This window comes from uncultured Pontibacter sp., assembly GCF_947495565.1.
Lineage (GTDB): Bacteria > Bacteroidota > Bacteroidia > Cytophagales > Hymenobacteraceae > Pontibacter.
The window spans coordinates 127,876-143,608 of record NZ_CANLZM010000001.1; the positions used below are offsets into that span (position 1 = coordinate 127,876).

Sequence of the window (15,733 nt, forward strand, 5' to 3'; positions counted from 1 at the left end):
ATAGCTATTGGCAAGTATAAGCACCGCAACAGGATATATAGCTATAGCTGGTAATCGAATGGCAGTTTTACCAAGACAGAAAACAACCCGAAAAGGAATTACAGCCTTTGCTTACCAATCCGGTTTGGCGGGATCTGGCTTGCGAGATGGCTTTTTAGGGAGTTGCTGAATGTACTGCAGTTCGGCGTTTCGCATGGCATCTAGCAGCAGACGCGCCTTTTCGGGGCTCATGTTTGCCTGCTTTAACCGGGCGCGTCGCGTCTGTGCCTGCTGATCTTCTGCAGATACAGCATCGGAACTGCCCCTGTGCTGCTGCCCGTCTTTATCGAAAGGATTGTTCAGTTGCTGGCCTTCTTCATTGCCAGGTGTTTGGCCGGCGGCTTCTTCGCGTTCATTTTCGCTATTCTGATTTTCTTTGCCTCCGGCAGGTTGCTGCTGCTGGCTTTCTTGGTCAGGCTCAGAAGTATCGATTTCCTCCTGCTGGTTGCCTTGTTCATCTAGGTTTCGCTTTGGTTGAGGTTCCAGATCATCCGTGGCTGGGGGGGGTGCCTGTTGCTCATCCGGCGCTGGGCTTTTATCCTGTCCAGACGGCTCCGGGCTTGTTTGTTCGGCAGCTGCCTCGGGGTGCAACTCAAGGTATTTTTTCAGGAGCTCATAGTTATACCTGGCTGCATCGTTCGCGGGTTCTACCACCAGTGCCTGCTTGTATAAGGCTAAGGCACGCTTATAGTTTTTTTGCTTTGTATGGATGTTGCCCAACTGCAGGTGCGCCAGCGCGCGCAGGTACATGGTCGGGTGGTCTGCCAGGTATTGGTAGGCCGCCGTTGCCTGCGGCAGTAGCCCCGCCTGATAGTAGGAGTGGGCCAGGTTTAAGCGCAATTGGTCGTCATCCACTTCCAGATCATCCAGCAGATATTTATAAGCCGCTATGGCCTCTGCATAATCTTGCTGGTTATAGGCGACAGCTGCCTCAGCTGCATACTGGTTTATGCGCGTAATAACAGAAATGCCGCCTGTAAACAAGCTTGCCAGAAGTATGGCTGCCATGGCTACTGCTTTCATACCCTGATAAGTTTAATAGTGATCAGGATGTCCAGCAATATCAGGAAAAACGCAAGTGCCAGCGGGTAAATATACTTGTTTGCGGTCACGTCTATGGTTTTGCTTTCCCGCAATTCTCCTTCTATTTTATTTATAGCGCTGATGAGTTTGCTAACCTCGCTTACACGGTCATTTACCTCAAAGTAGGCGCCGCCTGTGAGTTCCGCCAGTTGTGCCAGGGGCTCAGGCTTTAACTGAGTGACTACCTCATTTCCGTTACGGTCAGTTTTAAAACCCTGCCCAGCCGGAATGCGGCTGCCACCGGTAGTACCAATGCCCAATGTGTAGATGCGTATATTTTCTGCGCGAAGCTGCTCTGCCAGTTGCGTCACGTCCTGTCCGAAATCCTCGCCGTCGCTTATCAGCACCAGCACCCGCGCCTTTTGCTCCTCCTCTGCTAAGTTAGACCTTTGTCTTAGTTTGTCTAGTGCCAGCTGCAGCACCGGCGCGTAGTTAGTGCCAGAGTGGGGGAGTAAGTTTGTTCGCAGCGTTTGGGTGTAAAGCTGCAGCGCATTTTGGTCAAAGGTGAGGGGGCTTTGGATGTAAGCTTCGTTAGAGAAGATGATAAGGCCAATGCGGTCAGAATTAAATCGGCTGATAAGGCGCTGGGTTACTTGCCTGGCTTTTTCTAACCGGGAAGGCTGTACGTCCGTTGCGTTCATGGATTGAGACAGGTCCATGGCGATGTATAAATCCTTGCCGATGTTTCTGATCTCTTTTTTCATCGCCCCAAAGGAAGGGCCAAGTATGGCAACTATAAGTAGCAGCAGGTAAAGGTGGCGCAGCAGGAACTTAAACCATACTCCGTGCGGGCGCTGCTTAAAAAACAGTGCTACCCTGCGCACACGAAACAGATAGCCTGCATACAGCACAAAAAAAGTTGCACCGAACAGGATCTCCAGTAATGTCAGGGTTTGGTACCAGGTCATTCTAAAAAATTTGGCAAGAGGCACAGCGCCATACGTTGAAAGGCAGCTGTTAGCTACAAATATACTAAACCGCAGGCATACTCTGGTATGGAGCTGTAGAGGGTATTTTATATACTAAAGCAGCGCTATATGGAACGGTTGAGACCATGTAATAAGTATAGCTATATAGGAGGCGAAAAAATATTTAAAATTTTTGATTGCAAGAAGCCTTGCTGTATCAATGAGTTAGCGTTTTAGAGAGGCTCTTAGACTAAATATTTGGCGGGAATTTTCAGGCAAGGTATTGCGTTGTACCAATCGATGTAGTATGTTTGCAGTCTCTTAAGCAGTAAGAGAAATCCACGGAGAGGTGGGTGAGTGGCTTAAACCAGCAGTTTGCTAAACTGCCGTACTGGTAACGGTACCGGGGGTTCGAATCCCCCCTTCTCCGCTGTAAGATGATGATGAAAAAAAGTTCAAAAAACTTTTGCAAATCAAAAATCTTCACTTACCTTTGCATCGCAATCAGAGGAAACGGTTTAAAATCGGATGATCTGAAAGCGAAAAATAGTTCGGGGTGTAGCGTAGCCCGGTATCGCGCCACATTTGGGATGTGGAGGTCGTAGGTTCGAATCCTGCCACCCCGACTAAAAAAATTTCGGAAGCAATTCCGAAATTTTTTGTTTAAGGGTAGAGCAAAGCTCTCCTGATAAACGCTGGTCTCGTAGCTCAGCTGGATAGAGCAACTGCCTTCTAAGCAGTAGGTCTTTGGTTCGAATCCAAACGGGATCACAAAAAGCCCCTATACATGAAGTATAGGGGCTTTTTTGTTTTATGGGCACCAAATTGGGCACCATTTTCGAGTCCATGCCTACCCGAAGGCCCGTCTTTCCAGCTCGTTCAGCTGCTGTAACCTCTCCCTGGTATCGCCGATATTGTTGTGCACCTCCAGCCGGTTCGGCCAGCTCAGTACCTCTTGTTTCTTCTCTCTTACTTCCTGCAGCAACTGTTTCTCAAGTGAGGGAATGGCTTCACTTGAGCTTTTTCACCTTCTTCGGCTGATCTCCAGTAAAAAATCAGTGACCTCCCCCCGAAAAACCGGACTATTGTAAAGTAGAGAAAACGGGCAATAGTCGTATAGTTTTAAAAGCGAATTGCCATGAAGAAATCGAAATTTACCGAGGCGCAGATCATCTTCGCCATCAAGCAAGCGGAGACGGGTGTCAAGGTGGAGGAGGTGTGCCGCAAGATGGGCATCTCTGATGCCACCTTCTATAACTGGAAGAAAAAATACGGAGGCTTAGGGGTGTCGGAGTTGCGCAAGCTCCGTCAGTTGGAGGAGGAGAACCGCCAACTGAAGCAACTGGTGGCGGACCTGAGCCTGGACAAGCAGATGCTGCAGTATCTGCTGCGAAAAAAGCTTTAAGGCCAGCCCAGGTAAAGCGGCTGGCCTTGGAACTACAGAAGGATTACCGGATTTCGGTCAGAAGAGCATGTAAGGTGCTGCTGTTTCACCGCTCAGGCTGGTATTACCGCTCCAGAGCCAGGGACAGCTCTGTGATCCGGAAGCGGATGCAGGAGATCGCCCAGGTGAGGGTTCGCTACGGGTTCTGGCGTATCTTTATCCTGCTCCGCCGGGAGGGCTGGAAGGATAACCACAAGCGCGTACATCGCCTTTATAAAGAAGAAGGGCTGAATCTGCGGAGCAAGCGCCCGAGAAGAAACAAAGCAGCCGCGCACCGGCTGGAGCGTCCAGAGCTCTCTACTAACCATGAGTGCTGGTCGATGGATTTCGAGGCCGATCAGCTCTTCGACGGCCACAAGTTCCGCTGCTTAACTATAGTGGATGATTGTAGCCGTCAGTGTCCTGGCATCCTGGTGGGACAGTCTCTGAAGGGGGAGGATGTGGTGGCTGCTCTGGAAAGCATCAGGCGAAGCACCCAACTCTTACCTAAGCGTATACAGGTGGACAACGGCAGCGAGTTCATCTCTAAGGCACTGGACAAGTGGGCTTATGATAACCAAGTAACACTGGACTTCTCCAGGCCCGGTAAACCAACGGATAACGCCTTTATCGAGTCCTTCAATGGCAGTTTCCGGGATGAGTGCCTGAACGTGAATTGGTTCCTCTCACTGGAAGACGCAAGGGAGAAAATCGAGGCCTGGCGGCAGGAGTATAACTGCTTCCGGCCCCACAGTTCACTTGGTAACAAAACGCCGGAAGAGTGGATAAAAGAAAATATAGTAGAACCCGAATTCTCTAATTTTGACCTGTCCTAATATTGGGAGGGGCTCAAAATTTTGAGAAAAGTCTCATTTAAGCTGTCCGAATAAAGAGGTACTTACACTATGAGAAAAGGAAAATAACAGAATTCTCAACAAGCAACATTATTAAACACCTAGCTATCGGAATCGCTTTAGGTGTTTTTTTACAGTCGCTGACTATATTGGTGATTTACTTAAAAGGAGGTTATACTATCCTGTCTATAAACCTTATTGTGTTTATAATTCCTCCATTGGCTATGGCTTTCAACTCGGCGATTGTGGAGGAGATTTCATTAAGGGGCATCGTTTTCAGGATTACAGAAGAGAGGCTAGAAAGCTACTTTGCCCTGCTGATTTCTGCTGCTTTGTTTGGAGCAATGCATTTTGCTAATCCGAATAGCTCTTGAGTTGCCGCTGCCGGGCTTGCCATTTAAGCAGGCCTTTTACTTGCAGCTGCTTACATCTATTCAAGGAATCTAAGGTTTCCCATTGCGCTTCATTTTGCTTGGAATTTCACACAGTCGGCAATTTTCGGGACGAACGTGTCTGGTAATTCAATATCTAAAACTTTGATAACATCCAAAATAGAAGGTGCGGAATGGTTTACAGGTGGGCAATTTGGCCCGGAAGGCTCTATTCAGGCAACGCTATTCTGCTTAATCCTAACGGTTATACTTTTAGTGCTGAGCCATAAAGAAGGTAAAATTCTAAAGCCATATTGGCATCAGGAAAAAGGACTGAAGACAAAGATTAATGATAATGAAATGCTGGTTACGAAGTAAACATATGGGGCTGCGCATTAGATGAATAGTCACGACTTATTCCGGTAGTTAAACCATTTCGGAGGGTGCAACGATTACTTTTTTAGAATTCGGGAAAAATTAGTCTTAATAATCTTCAGCTAAAACCGCGCTTCCAGTCGATATGCGGTTCTTTTTTGCCATTGCCATACTTTATAACCTCAAGTTCTAACCGCTCACCCCGACGGCGCACTGTTGAATTTTACCAACTGACCTAAGCCTCTCCGCAATAGAGAAGATAACCGGAAGCCGCAGCCCCACCAGCTGCGGTTTTCAGTTACAGGGCAAACTAGCTTTTTCAGTCAAAAACATACTTGAAACTTTACAAGAGATTAGCTAAAGACACCATTTCAGCGCAGGAGTTTTTGATGCACCATATCAGCTTGATTTTTAGGAGAAGTAGTGTAGGGGCAGCTCACAAATTGGGGAGCTTATACTTCTCTTTGTAAGTTTCGGGTCGAAATTAAACTTCTAAGGTATTACAAAGGTTACGACAAAGTATAGTTACTTTGTACAGAAGTAAGCAAGCACCACAGTTTAAGATTTATTTTAATAACGAATGGATTCCCTGACAACATCACCCGAGTATTTTGCGAAGGAGTTACAAGAGTTTAAGGCTGAGCTGGAGAACGCTGGAATACCGGGTGCTTTACGCTACTTAAACGCAAGAACACCGCATAGGTACACTGGTATATACAAGTATGATGGAGAAATCCTGCGCAATGTTGCGATCTATGACAAGTATGATCCGAATGCTCTGAAAGGTGAAGATGCTCCGATGGGAGCAACCTACTGCTCTTTGCTGGTAAAGGAACGCGCACTGGAAATAACTGACGCAGCGGAGGATGATAGAGTGAAGAACGTGATTATCACGCCTGTTACGTCTTACTGCGGGGTGCTGATGAAAGACCATGCCGGAAACGCTTTCGGGAGCCTTTGCCATTTTGATATGAACCGCTGCCAGGAGCGCACAACCGATTTTCCTTTGCTGGAGTTAGCCGCAGAAATACTCTACCAGCACATGTATCCTAAACCTGAGTAGTAGTTGCTCAGCAAAACGGCCCTGGCTGCTAGGGTTTCTTTTTAGCAAGATGCGTTCTTAATATAGTGAATTTTGCTGCTTAGCGCACAGAGCTATTACATAAGTTATACTTCCTTTGACCTAAGCAGTAAGCCAGCCAATTGCCAACTCCTCGTCTGTAAAAAACTGAAATTCCAGTTCTCCTGTTTTAGCCTCAGACAAGTTGCTTATTTTATCCTGTAGTTTCATCGAGTCAAGTATAAGCAGGCTTTTAGGCGACTCAAGGCGTGCATACCTGCAAATTGAGGACTCCAGCAGGTTAGGTAAGAAATAATCAAAAATCCATCTCGCATCCTGCACAGTTGTGTAGTACATGGCTCTGGCATTGCCAAGCCAGCTTTTAGGCTCAAATTTTTTTACTATACTGAGCAGCGTCAGGTATTTTTCCCTGAGAACTTCGCCTTCTACATGGCGCTTCCAGAAGACATACATCAAAGATGGCTTCTCATGAATCTCAACCCGGTAGTATTGATCATCAGCTATCAGGTTAAAATCAGTATCATACATTTCAGAAGGGTTTTGCTGTACAAAAAATTTATTCTGAATATATAAATTTTTTTCTGCGATTCAAAATTGTGGTTCTGTTAAGTCAGCTGCTTAAACAGCTAAGTTCCATCTGGTAAATTCAGCTATGCAGCAGCAGAGCGAGTATGAAGTTGTTGCCCTTCCTCTTTAAAAATCAGAGGCCAACAGGAGTAAAAGAGTATGTGTTTTAAGCCATCCAAACCTGCTGCAAATCTTTTATTTTAGTAGTATAGCACGGCGATTTATAGTTGCTGTTTAGCTGCCAGCTGTTGTCTGTGCCTTGTGTGGCCACACGCACTTTGCTCCGCCCGAACCTGTCTGTCAATTCATCTATCACCTCCATCAGTTTTGAGTGCTTTTCGCGGTCTACGATATCCAGCAGGTCGAGCTGTACTTGGTTTTCCGGCACTATTTCCGTTACCATAACGCCAGACTTTTTGTAGAAGTAGCCATCGCGGTAAATAGCTTTCAGGGCGATGTTGGCGTAGTAGGTCAGCTCCAGGTCAGAATTGGTAGCCACAGGCATGCAGATGGTTTTGCTGTTGTAATACTGGCGGTCGTTTGCAGAGAACTGGTTTGTGGTGACAAACACCGTAACCAGGCGGGCGCAGCTCTTCTGCCGGCGCAGCTTGCGGGCGCACCTGGCGGCGTAGGTGGCTGTGGCTTCCTGTATGTCATTAAAGCTGTTTACTCTTTTGCCGAAGCTCCTGGAGGTGCAGATGCCTTTTTTGGGCGGGGCCACTTCCTCCAGCTCCAGGCACGCCTCGCCCCGGAGCTCCTTCAATAGCCGCAGGCCCACTATTGTCATGTGCTGCTTTACCCAACTCTCCGATAGGTTCGTGAAATCGTAAGCCGTCAGAATGTTCCGCTTCTTTAGAAATGCAGCGTACTGCCCGCCAATTCCCCACACGTCATCAATCTTAGTTATTTCTAACGCTTTCCGGATGTGGTTGGGGTCTGTAAGCACCAGCACGCCATTAGCCTTGCCAGATTTTTTAGCCAGCTTGTTAGAGAGTTTTGCCAGCGCTTTTGTTGGTGCCACACCCAGGCTAACGGGCATGCCCGTCCAGCGCCACACGGTGTTTTTTATCTCCCAGGCATAGGCTTGCAAATCTATACTATAGAAGTCGCCCAGGTCCAGGAAGCATTCGTCTATAGAGTATACTTCCAGGTTGGGGGTGAACTGTGCCAGCGTTTGCATTACCCGGTTAGACATGTCGCCGTAGAGCGTGTAGTTGGAGGAAAAGGCGCGTACCTGCCCGCTCTCCACCAGGTTGCGAATCTGGAAGAACGGCTGGCCCATGGGTATGCCCAGTTCCTTGGCCTCGGAGCTGCGGGCTATCACGCAGCCGTCGTTGTTGCTGAGCACTACCACCGGCTTGCCGTTAAGAGCTGGGTCAAACACACGCTCGCAGCTGGCGTAGAAGTTGTTGCAGTCGCAGAGGGCGTATAAGCTGGTCATAGTTTTGCGGCTTTATGAAGTATCCATACTACCACGCCCCACACGCGCATATCCATGTCCTCGGTTACCTCTATCGGCTTAAAATCGGGGTTGGCCGGCATCAGAAAAGCTTTCTTGTCTATCAGCCGGAAAGTCTTTACGGTAAACTCGCCATCCAGAAAGCAAACCACGGGTAAGCCGTCGGCAGGGCGCAGCGATTTGTCTATCACCAGTATGTCGCCGTCCTGGATTTTGGCATCTACCATGGAGTTGCCCTTTACCCGCATCATGTAAGTAGAGGTTGGATTCTGAACAAGGTATTTGCCCAGGTCTATGCGATCTTCGAGGTGGTCATCGGCAGGAGAGGGAAACCCCGCCATGATGTAAGAGGCGTAAAGGGGTAGCTCCAACCCTTCCATCGTATCAACATTAACCGGCTCCAGGGTAAAGGTGTGTATCGGAATTACTTTTGTGTTGCACATATAACTAAACATCAAGCAATAAATACTAATTATTTTAGCAAATACGTAAACAAGAATTAAATTAGCTAAATATATTAGCTGTATTTATTCACATAAAGCCAGTTGCTGCGGATAATTTAAGTATAGTTTTAATGTATCTATTTGATTGTCAATTAACAGTAACCGGATAAAGTATAAATTTGGCGAAAAAGGTGTGCCGGCAGTATAAGTGGCTAAAAGCAGGCAAGCGGCAGATAAGGTGATTTTTTTAACTAAAGGTACCGTATTATAGCCTAACTTTACGCTTTTGCCTAACAGGGCCATACTGCCTTTTATGTTTGAAAACCTATTGTTAACGTTCACGCATTTATAAATAAACTGCTAATGATTCTGTTTGAGAACAGCATTGTGAAGTTAGATTATGACCCGGCTACTGATATTTTGGAGGTAGCGTACCCCGATTTGCACGGTTATTTACTGCCCGAGATAAAGCATACCATCAGCATTATGGTAGATTATATCAGGAACTATGATGTGAAAAAGCTGCTGCTCGACTCCAGTAAAACAGAAATATCCGTGAGCGCAGCCGAAAGCAAAGAAGTGACTTCATTTTTGGCGGCCGGTATAGGGATAACCCGTGTAGAGAAAGTGGCGCGGGTGCAGTCGTCGAGCGAGGCCGTGGAGCAGACTGCCGAGGGCAATATAAGGCACCTGAGGCAGGCGCAGCAGCTGCCGTTCGAGCTCCAGAATTTTGTGAGCAAGCCTGAGGCGGTGGCCTGGCTAAGAGCAACAAGCTTAGCAGGCGATTCTTTTTTCGCCTCGGCCTCGTCCAAAGTATAAATCATAACACACATATTTTTAGCCATCTATGGAAAAAGGAACTTTGAGAGAAGACTACATGCATGGCTCTATATTCGTTTTGCTGAAGCGTTTTATAGAAAGCACTTATAACTACAGCACCTGGATAAACCTGCTGGAGGTAACAGGCATACCGCGCAATACCTACGATGTGCGCGAAATGTATCCAACCCAGGAACTGTTGGATATTGTACATGCTGCCGCTATAAGAGATGGGGTTACCGCTAACGAGCTTTTAGAGCAATACGGTGAGTTTCTGGTGCCGGACCTGCTGCTTGTCTACAAGAAGTATGTGCAGCCCGAGTGGCGCACGTATGAACTGCTGTTGCATACAGAAGCCTCAATGCACGGAGCAGTAAGACAAACAGACAACAGGGCTAACCCGCCGTTGCTGCTGGTTACAAAGAAGGGCAGCCGCCAGCTAATCGTGGATTACCACTCTAAGCGCAAAATGGCTGGTATGGCTGTAGGCATAATCAAGGGCATCGCGAAATACTTTAACGAAAGCGATATAGTGCAGGTAAAGCGCTTAACGCCTGTAGATGAGGAACGGGTGCAGATACAGGTAGACTTTTTAGACCGATAAATGAGGAAAGCAGCAATTACGAACCATACGATGCAGTTTATTATCTTTAGCAACGGATTGATTACACCTAGCTCTGATCCGGCCTCAGGTATACTTGCTGTGGCTGAAGCAGCTGTAAGGTTGCAGCTGTTGTATAGTTAAACTTCTGTAAAAAGTATGGCCGGCAACCTTACAGCTGCACCGGGCAGGTTTCCAGCAGCTGCTCTACCTCTGGCATAGTATACCGCGGGTTGTTGTTGCCAAAATTGGTTTGGATGTAGTTTAGCAGGTTTGTTACCTGGTCTTGCCGCATACTTTCCACGCCGGGCATTGCCTTGTTGTACTCCACGCCATTCACCACAATAGAGCCATCCATGCCATGCCGGATAATGCAGGGCAGGTCGTTGCGATGCGCTTGCAGGTAATCGGCTTGCGCCAGCGGCGGAATAAGACCTTTCAGGCCACTGCCGTCTTCCATGTGGCAGCTCTGGCAGTGCTGCTCGTAAAGCCGCTTGCCCTCGTCTTTTTTCTTGGTGAAGCACTGGGTAAGGGTGGTGAGGGCAAAAGCCCCCATAGCCACCATCACAAATTTATTTTTTCTCATCCTTCTTCTCGTTCAGCAGCAGCGGAATGTCCTGTATCAGCCTGTCTACGTCTTCTTCTTCGGTGCCATTGTAGTGGCCACGGATGCGGCGCTGCTGGTCTATCAGGTAAAAATCGCCGGAGTGCGAAAAGCCGCCTTCCGCGCCTTCATCCTCGCGAGCTGCCGCCAGGTAATTTTCGGCAATGCTGTAGATGCTGTCTTTGTTGCCGGTGAGCAGGTGCCACTTCTCTGTTTCTATCCCTAACCTGTCAGCATAATCTTTTAGAACAGCCACGGTGTCGTGAGCCGGGTCTATGGAGTGGGAGAGGAGTACCACGTTCGGGTTATCCTTGTAAGCCTCGTACACGCGCAGCATCTGGGTTTTCATTTTAGGGCAGATGGTGGGGCAGCTGGTAAAGAAAAAGTCGGTTACGTAAATTTTGCCGGCTACGGCTTCCTGCGTTACGCGCTGGCTGTCCTGGTTTACAAAAGCGAAATCCGGGATCTGGTGGTAAACGGTGTCTACCACGGTTTCGCCGTTTACGGTTCGTTCTACGGGTTCACGCTCGCCGTAAATGGGCAGGGTGTTCTGGGTGGTGGTGCTGTCGCAGCCAGAAAAGGCGGTGGCGGCCAGGGTAAGGGCGGCTGCGGCCAGGCCGTTTCTTAGGCTGATGTTATTTATCTTGCTCATAATTTTTTACAGTTGCCTGGGCAGCCGCAATGGTGCTGTCCATAATGGTTTGTACTCTTTCTATTTTGGTTAGCTCCTGCTGCAGATACGTCATGGCCTGCTCGTGCTGCAGCGTGTCGGGCTCATCATACTGGCGCATCCACTGCATCATGGCTTCATCGGCTTTGTTCAGGCCGCTTATTTCCTGCTGCAGCGCAAGTATAGCGGTGCTGTCGGCCTGCTGCTGTGCCTCCAGTGTATCGCGCATAGTGCGCAGGGTGCGGCGCAATTTATAGATGTTATCCATCTTAGCCATGGCTTCATCGTGTATGGTCAGCACTTTTGTCTCCAGCTCCGTTTTCTCCTCTTCTCCGGATGCACCGCTCTGGCAGGCCGAAAACAGGGCTAACGGCAGGGCCAAAAGTAAAATATGTTTTTTCATGATGATCTATAAAGTATGGGGCAGCGTAATGTAAGGTTGTGGTCTCTCCCGGTTTTAAAATGATTTAACAGGCAAAAAGGTTTATACTTTGGCACCGGCTTAAACGCGGATTAGTGCCACGGTTTATACTTTATGCCTGCCGGGGCGGATGGAAGGGAGCGGAAAGTATGGCGGTGCTGGTGCGTGGTGCAGCCATGGGCGGAGGTATGGCGGCCGCGGCGGCAGGAGGCGTGCAAAGCAGCAAAGACAGGTGCGGTATATCTTCTACGGGCTGATAAACGCTTACCAGGTGCTGCAGCGCCTCTTTCTGTTGCTGGTGCTGGGTAAGCTGTGCCAGGTTTTTGCGGAGCTGGCACTTGCCCTGGCATTGCAGCTGCGGCTTGTCGCGGTTTATGCAGAGCACTTCCGAAATGTAAGTATAATCTAGCTGGTAATGCACCACCGGCGCCAGGTAGCGGAAGGTTGTCATGAGGTAGACCACCAAAAAACCGAGGCCGATGAGATAGCTGCGCCACATGCCACAAAGGTATGGCAGCGGGTTGGCAAGTACAAGTATAAACTGCCGCACACAGAAAAGGCCCGGCTGCTGCCGGGCCTGTCGAAATCTGATGCGTATGATAAGGCTTACGCCGGAACAGTAATATCGGAGTGCAGCGCCTGGGCAATTTGCTGGTACTGGCCCTCCGAAATATGGTCGCGCAGAAACGTCATCACATCCTGAAAAGCATAAAACGCGTGGTCCAGCGTCGGGAAGTCGGCCTGGTCTGCGCCGGAGTCTTTGCTGCGGATAAACTCGAGCCACTCGTCCTCGTGCCGTATGCGCACCGGTTCGTGCATCGAGAAGCCATCGTAGTAAATGCCTTTCCAGATAATGGGTAGCTGAGCGCCAAAATGGATCGCCTCACCTGTTGGGATGCGGTCGCGGATAGCGTGCAGCACAGCTCTAAAGATACGCGATGCCTTGTTTTCGTCATCTATGCCCAGGTAAGTGCACAGCTCGTGCAGCCATGTTTTGCCGTCTTTCAGGTAATTCTCAAAATTCATTGCCATAGTTTGTCTTCATTTTTAGATGGAACATACACTAATACAAAACGGGCACGCAGAAGCAGGGTTATGCAGGCAAAGTATAAAAGCCAGCTTAACTTAACAGCGGCTGCAGGCGTAGTATACTTTTCCGGAACTAGGGAAACTATACTCAAACCATGAAGTAAAGAATATATGGGTTTGGGCTACCGCAGTTTTATACTTTAAAGAATTATGCCGTAAATATTTTGGCGTGAGGCGGAATAAGCCTAATTTACGAAACGGCGTGCCCGGAAAAGGTGCTGCCGGTTTTCCTATTTGCAGCAATAATACCTGACCCTCTGGTGATCTTTTTTACAGACAAACACAGCTTTAACAGCAAAGCAAATTTCTTCTTTTACCACATCAGCGAACGTTAATATGCAGAAGGCCATCTTGTTATTGTTCGCCGTTTTTGGTTTGCTATACTTTCTCTTCTATCCTTTTCTGAAGAATGTAGCCAGCCGCAAAAAGCTATTCCGGTGGTTTCTGATTATCTACGCCATCGCTGCCCTTGCCTCCACGGTAAGCTATTACTATCTGTAACAGTACCCCGCTTATACTTTGCCTGAGCTCTTGTAAGCTATACTTTTAATTGCCTCTGTAAGAACAGACGGTGCGTCAAGCCGAGCCCGAGCACGAAGAATAATGATGAGCGGCACGAAGTTTTATACTTGCAGCAGCGCCATAGTTTTCACCACTTTTCATGCAGCACCGGATGCCGCTCCGCAAGCAGAACAACGGGATTAAAAAGCAGGGCCGAAGAAGGCCTTTTTTTGTGTTTTTCTGAGTAAGAAGCAGGCGTTTAAGGCACTATTAGAGTATGTAAATTGTTAAAATTTAGTAACTTATACTTTGGTTTAGACCTTGAGGAGGTTGGCAGCTGCAGCAGCCCTTTTGCACTGCCTTCAAAAGTATAGTTTAAACGAAATAAAAGTGGTAATTTTACCTATTCAATCTACCCTGATACACAAATGAGTGAAGTGGAAGAAAAATCATTAGCAAACGATTATTCAGCAAATAGCATTCAGGTACTGGAGGGGCTCGAAGCAGTTCGGAAGCGCCCTGCCATGTACATTGGCGATATCGGCATTAAAGGCCTGCACCACCTGGTGTGGGAGGTGGTGGATAACTCCATTGACGAAGCTCTTGCCGGTCATTGCAACGAGATTTCAGTAACAATCAACACGGATAACTCCATCACAGTGTCGGATAACGGCCGTGGCATCCCGACGGACTTTCACCAGAAAGAAGGTCGCTCTGCCCTGGAAGTAGTAATGACGGTACTGCACGCCGGTGGTAAGTTCGATAAAGATACCTATAAAGTTTCCGGTGGTCTGCACGGCGTGGGTGTATCCTGCGTGAACGCGCTCTCCACGGACCTGCACGTAACCGTGCACCGCAAAGGCAAAGTATTCGAGCAGCACTATAACATTGGTGTACCGGCTTACCCGGTACGCGAGATCGGCGAAACCGACAAAACAGGTACTACGGTAACGTTTCAGCCGGACGCTTCTATCTTTACCAGCACAGAGTATAAGTACGATACGATTGCCAGCCGCCTGCGCGAGCTCTCTTTCCTGAACAAAGGCATCCGCATTAACCTGCAGGACCTGCGCGAGATAAACGAGGCAGGTGAGCCGTTGTCAGATTCTTTCCTGTCGGAAGGAGGTTTGAAGGAGTTTGTGACCTACCTGGACGATGCGCGTGAGAACCTGATTCCGGAGCCGATCCATGTGGAGAGCGAGAAAAACGGTGTGCCAGTAGAGATTGCCCTGCAGTACAACACGTCTTATACCGAGAATATTTTCTCGTATGTAAACAACATTAACACCATTGAGGGTGGTACGCACGTGGCTGGTTTCCGCCGCGCCCTTACCCGTACCCTGAAAGCCTATGCCGAGAAATCGGGTATGCTGGACAAGGTGAAGATCGATATCGCTGGTGATGACTTCCGCGAAGGTTTGACAGCGGTTATCTCCGTGAAGGTGCAGGAGCCGCAGTTTGAGGGACAGACCAAAACCAAACTGGGTAACTCAGAGGTGTCTGGTGCCGTGGATACGGCCGTTGGCGAAATGCTGAACCAGTACCTGGAGGAAAACCCGAGAGAGGCACGTACCATCGTGAACAAAGTTATACTTGCTGCCCAGGCTCGTTTTGCCGCCCGCAAGGCCCGCGAAATGGTGCAGCGCAAGAACGTACTTTCCAGCACCAGCTTGCCGGGTAAACTAGCCGACTGCTCTGACAACAACCCGGAGAACTGCGAGATTTACCTGGTGGAGGGTGACTCTGCGGGTGGATCTGCCAAGCAAGGCCGCGACCGTAAGTTCCAGGCTATTCTGCCGCTGCGCGGTAAGATCCTGAACGTGGAGAAGGCGCAGGAGCACCGCATCTACGAGAACGAGGAGATCAAGAACATGATCACGGCGCTTGGCGTGAGCTTCGGTACGCCTGATGATGACAAGGCCCTGAACATGGATAAGCTGCGTTACCACAAAGTTATTGTGATGACGGATGCTGACGTGGACGGCTCACACATTCGTACCCTGATCCTAACCTTCTTCTTCCGTTACATGAAGGAACTGATCGAAAAAGGCTATGTATACATTGCACTGCCTCCGCTGTACCTGGTGAAGAAAGGCAAGGAAGAGCGTTACTGCTGGACCGAGCAGGATCGTGTTGAGGCGATTCAGGAACTGGGTAAAGGCAAAGAGGAAAGCGTTGGCGTGCAGCGCTACAAAGGTCTGGGTGAGATGAACCCGGAGCAGCTTTGGAACACCACCATGGACCCAGGCACCCGCAGCTTGAAGCGCGTAGACATCGAGTCTGCCGCTGAGGCCGACCACCTGTTCTCTATGCTAATGGGCGACGAAGTAGGCCCACGCCGCGATTTTATAGAGCGCAACGCCAAGTACGCCCGCGTAGACGTGTAACGCTTCGGTTTTAGCAAATATCTAAGAGCGGCGGCTAT

19 protein-coding genes and 3 tRNA genes are annotated in these 15,733 nt (G+C 48.8%); 11 read left to right on the forward strand and 11 right to left on the reverse strand.

Annotation, left to right across the window (positions count from 1 at the left end):
* Positions 1–111: 111 nt before the first annotated feature.
* On the reverse strand, positions 112–1,062 hold the full coding sequence (locus Q1B04_RS00515; protein WP_299754298.1) for a tetratricopeptide repeat protein: 951 nt from the start codon (positions 1,060–1,062) through the stop codon (positions 112–114).
* Entirely contained in the window at positions 1,059–2,030 is a 972-nt protein-coding gene (locus Q1B04_RS00520) for a VWA domain-containing protein (protein ID WP_299754300.1), read from the reverse strand. The genes Q1B04_RS00515 and Q1B04_RS00520 overlap by 4 nt, the downstream gene beginning before the upstream one ends.
* Positions 2,031–2,373: 343 nt before the next feature.
* Between Q1B04_RS00520 and Q1B04_RS00525 the strand changes: the two genes are divergently transcribed.
* The 3 genes from Q1B04_RS00525 to Q1B04_RS00535 all read left to right on the forward strand — a co-directional run bounded on the left by Q1B04_RS00525 (position 2,374) and on the right by Q1B04_RS00535 (position 2,801).
* A tRNA-Ser gene (locus Q1B04_RS00525) sits at positions 2,374–2,460 on the forward strand.
* 122 nt (positions 2,461–2,582) lie between these two features.
* A tRNA-Pro gene (locus tag Q1B04_RS00530) sits at positions 2,583–2,656 on the forward strand.
* A 71-nt stretch (positions 2,657–2,727) separates the two neighbouring features.
* Positions 2,728–2,801: transfer RNA gene (locus Q1B04_RS00535), tRNA-Arg, on the forward strand.
* Positions 2,802–2,880: 79 nt separating this feature from the next.
* Here the strand turns inward: Q1B04_RS00535 and Q1B04_RS00540 are convergent.
* Positions 2,881–3,015, reverse strand: coding sequence for a hypothetical protein (locus Q1B04_RS00540; protein ID WP_299754302.1), 135 nt, complete (start codon positions 3,013–3,015; stop codon positions 2,881–2,883).
* 153 nt (positions 3,016–3,168) lie between these two features.
* Here Q1B04_RS00540 and Q1B04_RS00545 point away from each other — a divergent pair.
* The 4 genes from Q1B04_RS00545 (at position 3,169) to Q1B04_RS00560 (ending at position 6,116) form a co-directional block, all read left to right on the forward strand.
* Positions 3,169–4,289, forward strand: a protein-coding gene (locus Q1B04_RS00545) for an IS3 family transposase (protein ID WP_299754304.1) whose coding sequence is annotated in 2 segments (ribosomal slippage) — positions 3,169–3,430 and positions 3,430–4,289 — 1,122 coding nt in all. Because the reading frame shifts where the segments join, the coding sequence is not laid out codon by codon here.
* A 218-nt stretch (positions 4,290–4,507) separates the two neighbouring features.
* A complete protein-coding gene (locus Q1B04_RS00550) occupies positions 4,508–4,681 on the forward strand; it encodes a CPBP family intramembrane glutamic endopeptidase (protein WP_366524591.1) in 174 nt (57 codons plus the stop codon).
* Positions 4,682–4,843: 162 nt separating this feature from the next.
* Complete coding sequence (locus Q1B04_RS00555; RefSeq protein ID WP_299754306.1) at positions 4,844–5,056, forward strand: hypothetical protein; 213 nt, start codon at positions 4,844–4,846, stop codon at positions 5,054–5,056.
* Positions 5,057–5,633: 577 nt separating this feature from the next.
* Complete coding sequence (locus Q1B04_RS00560) at positions 5,634–6,116, forward strand: hypothetical protein (RefSeq protein ID WP_299754308.1); 483 nt, start codon at positions 5,634–5,636, stop codon at positions 6,114–6,116.
* Between the two features lie 120 nt (positions 6,117–6,236).
* Here Q1B04_RS00560 and Q1B04_RS00565 read toward each other — a convergent pair whose 3' ends face one another.
* From Q1B04_RS00565 to umuD, 3 genes are all read right to left on the reverse strand, one after another.
* Positions 6,237–6,662, reverse strand: coding sequence for a hypothetical protein (locus Q1B04_RS00565; RefSeq protein WP_299754310.1), 426 nt, complete (start codon positions 6,660–6,662; stop codon positions 6,237–6,239).
* Between the two features lie 205 nt (positions 6,663–6,867).
* The gene (locus Q1B04_RS00570) at positions 6,868–8,142 is read right to left on the reverse strand and encodes a Y-family DNA polymerase (protein ID WP_299754312.1); all 1,275 of its coding nucleotides are present in this window, start codon (positions 8,140–8,142) and stop codon (positions 6,868–6,870) included.
* Complete coding sequence (umuD, locus tag Q1B04_RS00575; protein ID WP_299754314.1) at positions 8,139–8,603, reverse strand: translesion error-prone DNA polymerase V autoproteolytic subunit; 465 nt, start codon at positions 8,601–8,603, stop codon at positions 8,139–8,141. Before umuD ends, Q1B04_RS00570 begins: the two co-directional genes overlap by 4 nt.
* A 363-nt stretch (positions 8,604–8,966) precedes the next feature.
* Between umuD and Q1B04_RS00580 the strand changes: the two genes are divergently transcribed.
* Both Q1B04_RS00580 and Q1B04_RS00585 read left to right on the forward strand, forming a co-directional pair.
* Complete coding sequence (locus tag Q1B04_RS00580; RefSeq protein ID WP_299754315.1) at positions 8,967–9,422, forward strand: hypothetical protein; 456 nt, start codon at positions 8,967–8,969, stop codon at positions 9,420–9,422.
* Positions 9,423–9,450: 28 nt separating this feature from the next.
* Positions 9,451–10,026 (forward strand): heme NO-binding domain-containing protein, encoded by a 576-nt coding sequence (locus Q1B04_RS00585; RefSeq protein WP_299754317.1) that lies wholly within the window; start codon positions 9,451–9,453, stop codon positions 10,024–10,026.
* Between the two features lie 169 nt (positions 10,027–10,195).
* Here Q1B04_RS00585 and Q1B04_RS00590 read toward each other — a convergent pair whose 3' ends face one another.
* From Q1B04_RS00590 to Q1B04_RS00610, 5 genes are all read right to left on the reverse strand, one after another.
* Positions 10,196–10,609 carry a cytochrome c gene (locus Q1B04_RS00590; protein ID WP_299754319.1) on the reverse strand — a complete coding sequence of 138 codons (414 nt, stop codon included), beginning with the start codon at positions 10,607–10,609 and terminating at the stop codon, positions 10,196–10,198.
* A complete protein-coding gene (locus tag Q1B04_RS00595) occupies positions 10,596–11,279 on the reverse strand; it encodes an SCO family protein (RefSeq protein WP_299754321.1) in 684 nt (227 codons plus the stop codon). Before Q1B04_RS00595 ends, Q1B04_RS00590 begins: the two co-directional genes overlap by 14 nt.
* The gene (locus Q1B04_RS00600; protein ID WP_299754323.1) at positions 11,263–11,700 is read right to left on the reverse strand and encodes a hypothetical protein; all 438 of its coding nucleotides are present in this window, start codon (positions 11,698–11,700) and stop codon (positions 11,263–11,265) included. Before Q1B04_RS00600 ends, Q1B04_RS00595 begins: the two co-directional genes overlap by 17 nt.
* Before the next feature lie 130 nt (positions 11,701–11,830).
* Positions 11,831–12,217 (reverse strand): hypothetical protein, encoded by a 387-nt coding sequence (locus Q1B04_RS00605; protein ID WP_299754325.1) that lies wholly within the window; start codon positions 12,215–12,217, stop codon positions 11,831–11,833.
* A gap of 107 nt (positions 12,218–12,324) precedes the next feature.
* Positions 12,325–12,750, reverse strand: a complete 426-nt coding sequence (locus Q1B04_RS00610) for a DUF2267 domain-containing protein (protein WP_299754327.1) — start codon at positions 12,748–12,750, stop codon at positions 12,325–12,327.
* 393 nt (positions 12,751–13,143) lie between these two features.
* Here Q1B04_RS00610 and Q1B04_RS00615 point away from each other — a divergent pair, with 393 nt between their 5' ends.
* Positions 13,144–13,308: a hypothetical protein gene (locus Q1B04_RS00615; RefSeq protein ID WP_299754329.1), complete on the forward strand. Its 165-nt coding sequence runs from the start codon at positions 13,144–13,146 to the stop codon at positions 13,306–13,308.
* A gap of 428 nt (positions 13,309–13,736) precedes the next feature.
* A complete protein-coding gene (gene gyrB / locus Q1B04_RS00620; protein WP_299754331.1) occupies positions 13,737–15,695 on the forward strand; it encodes a DNA topoisomerase (ATP-hydrolyzing) subunit B in 1,959 nt (652 codons plus the stop codon).
* Positions 15,696–15,733 lie beyond the last annotated feature (38 nt).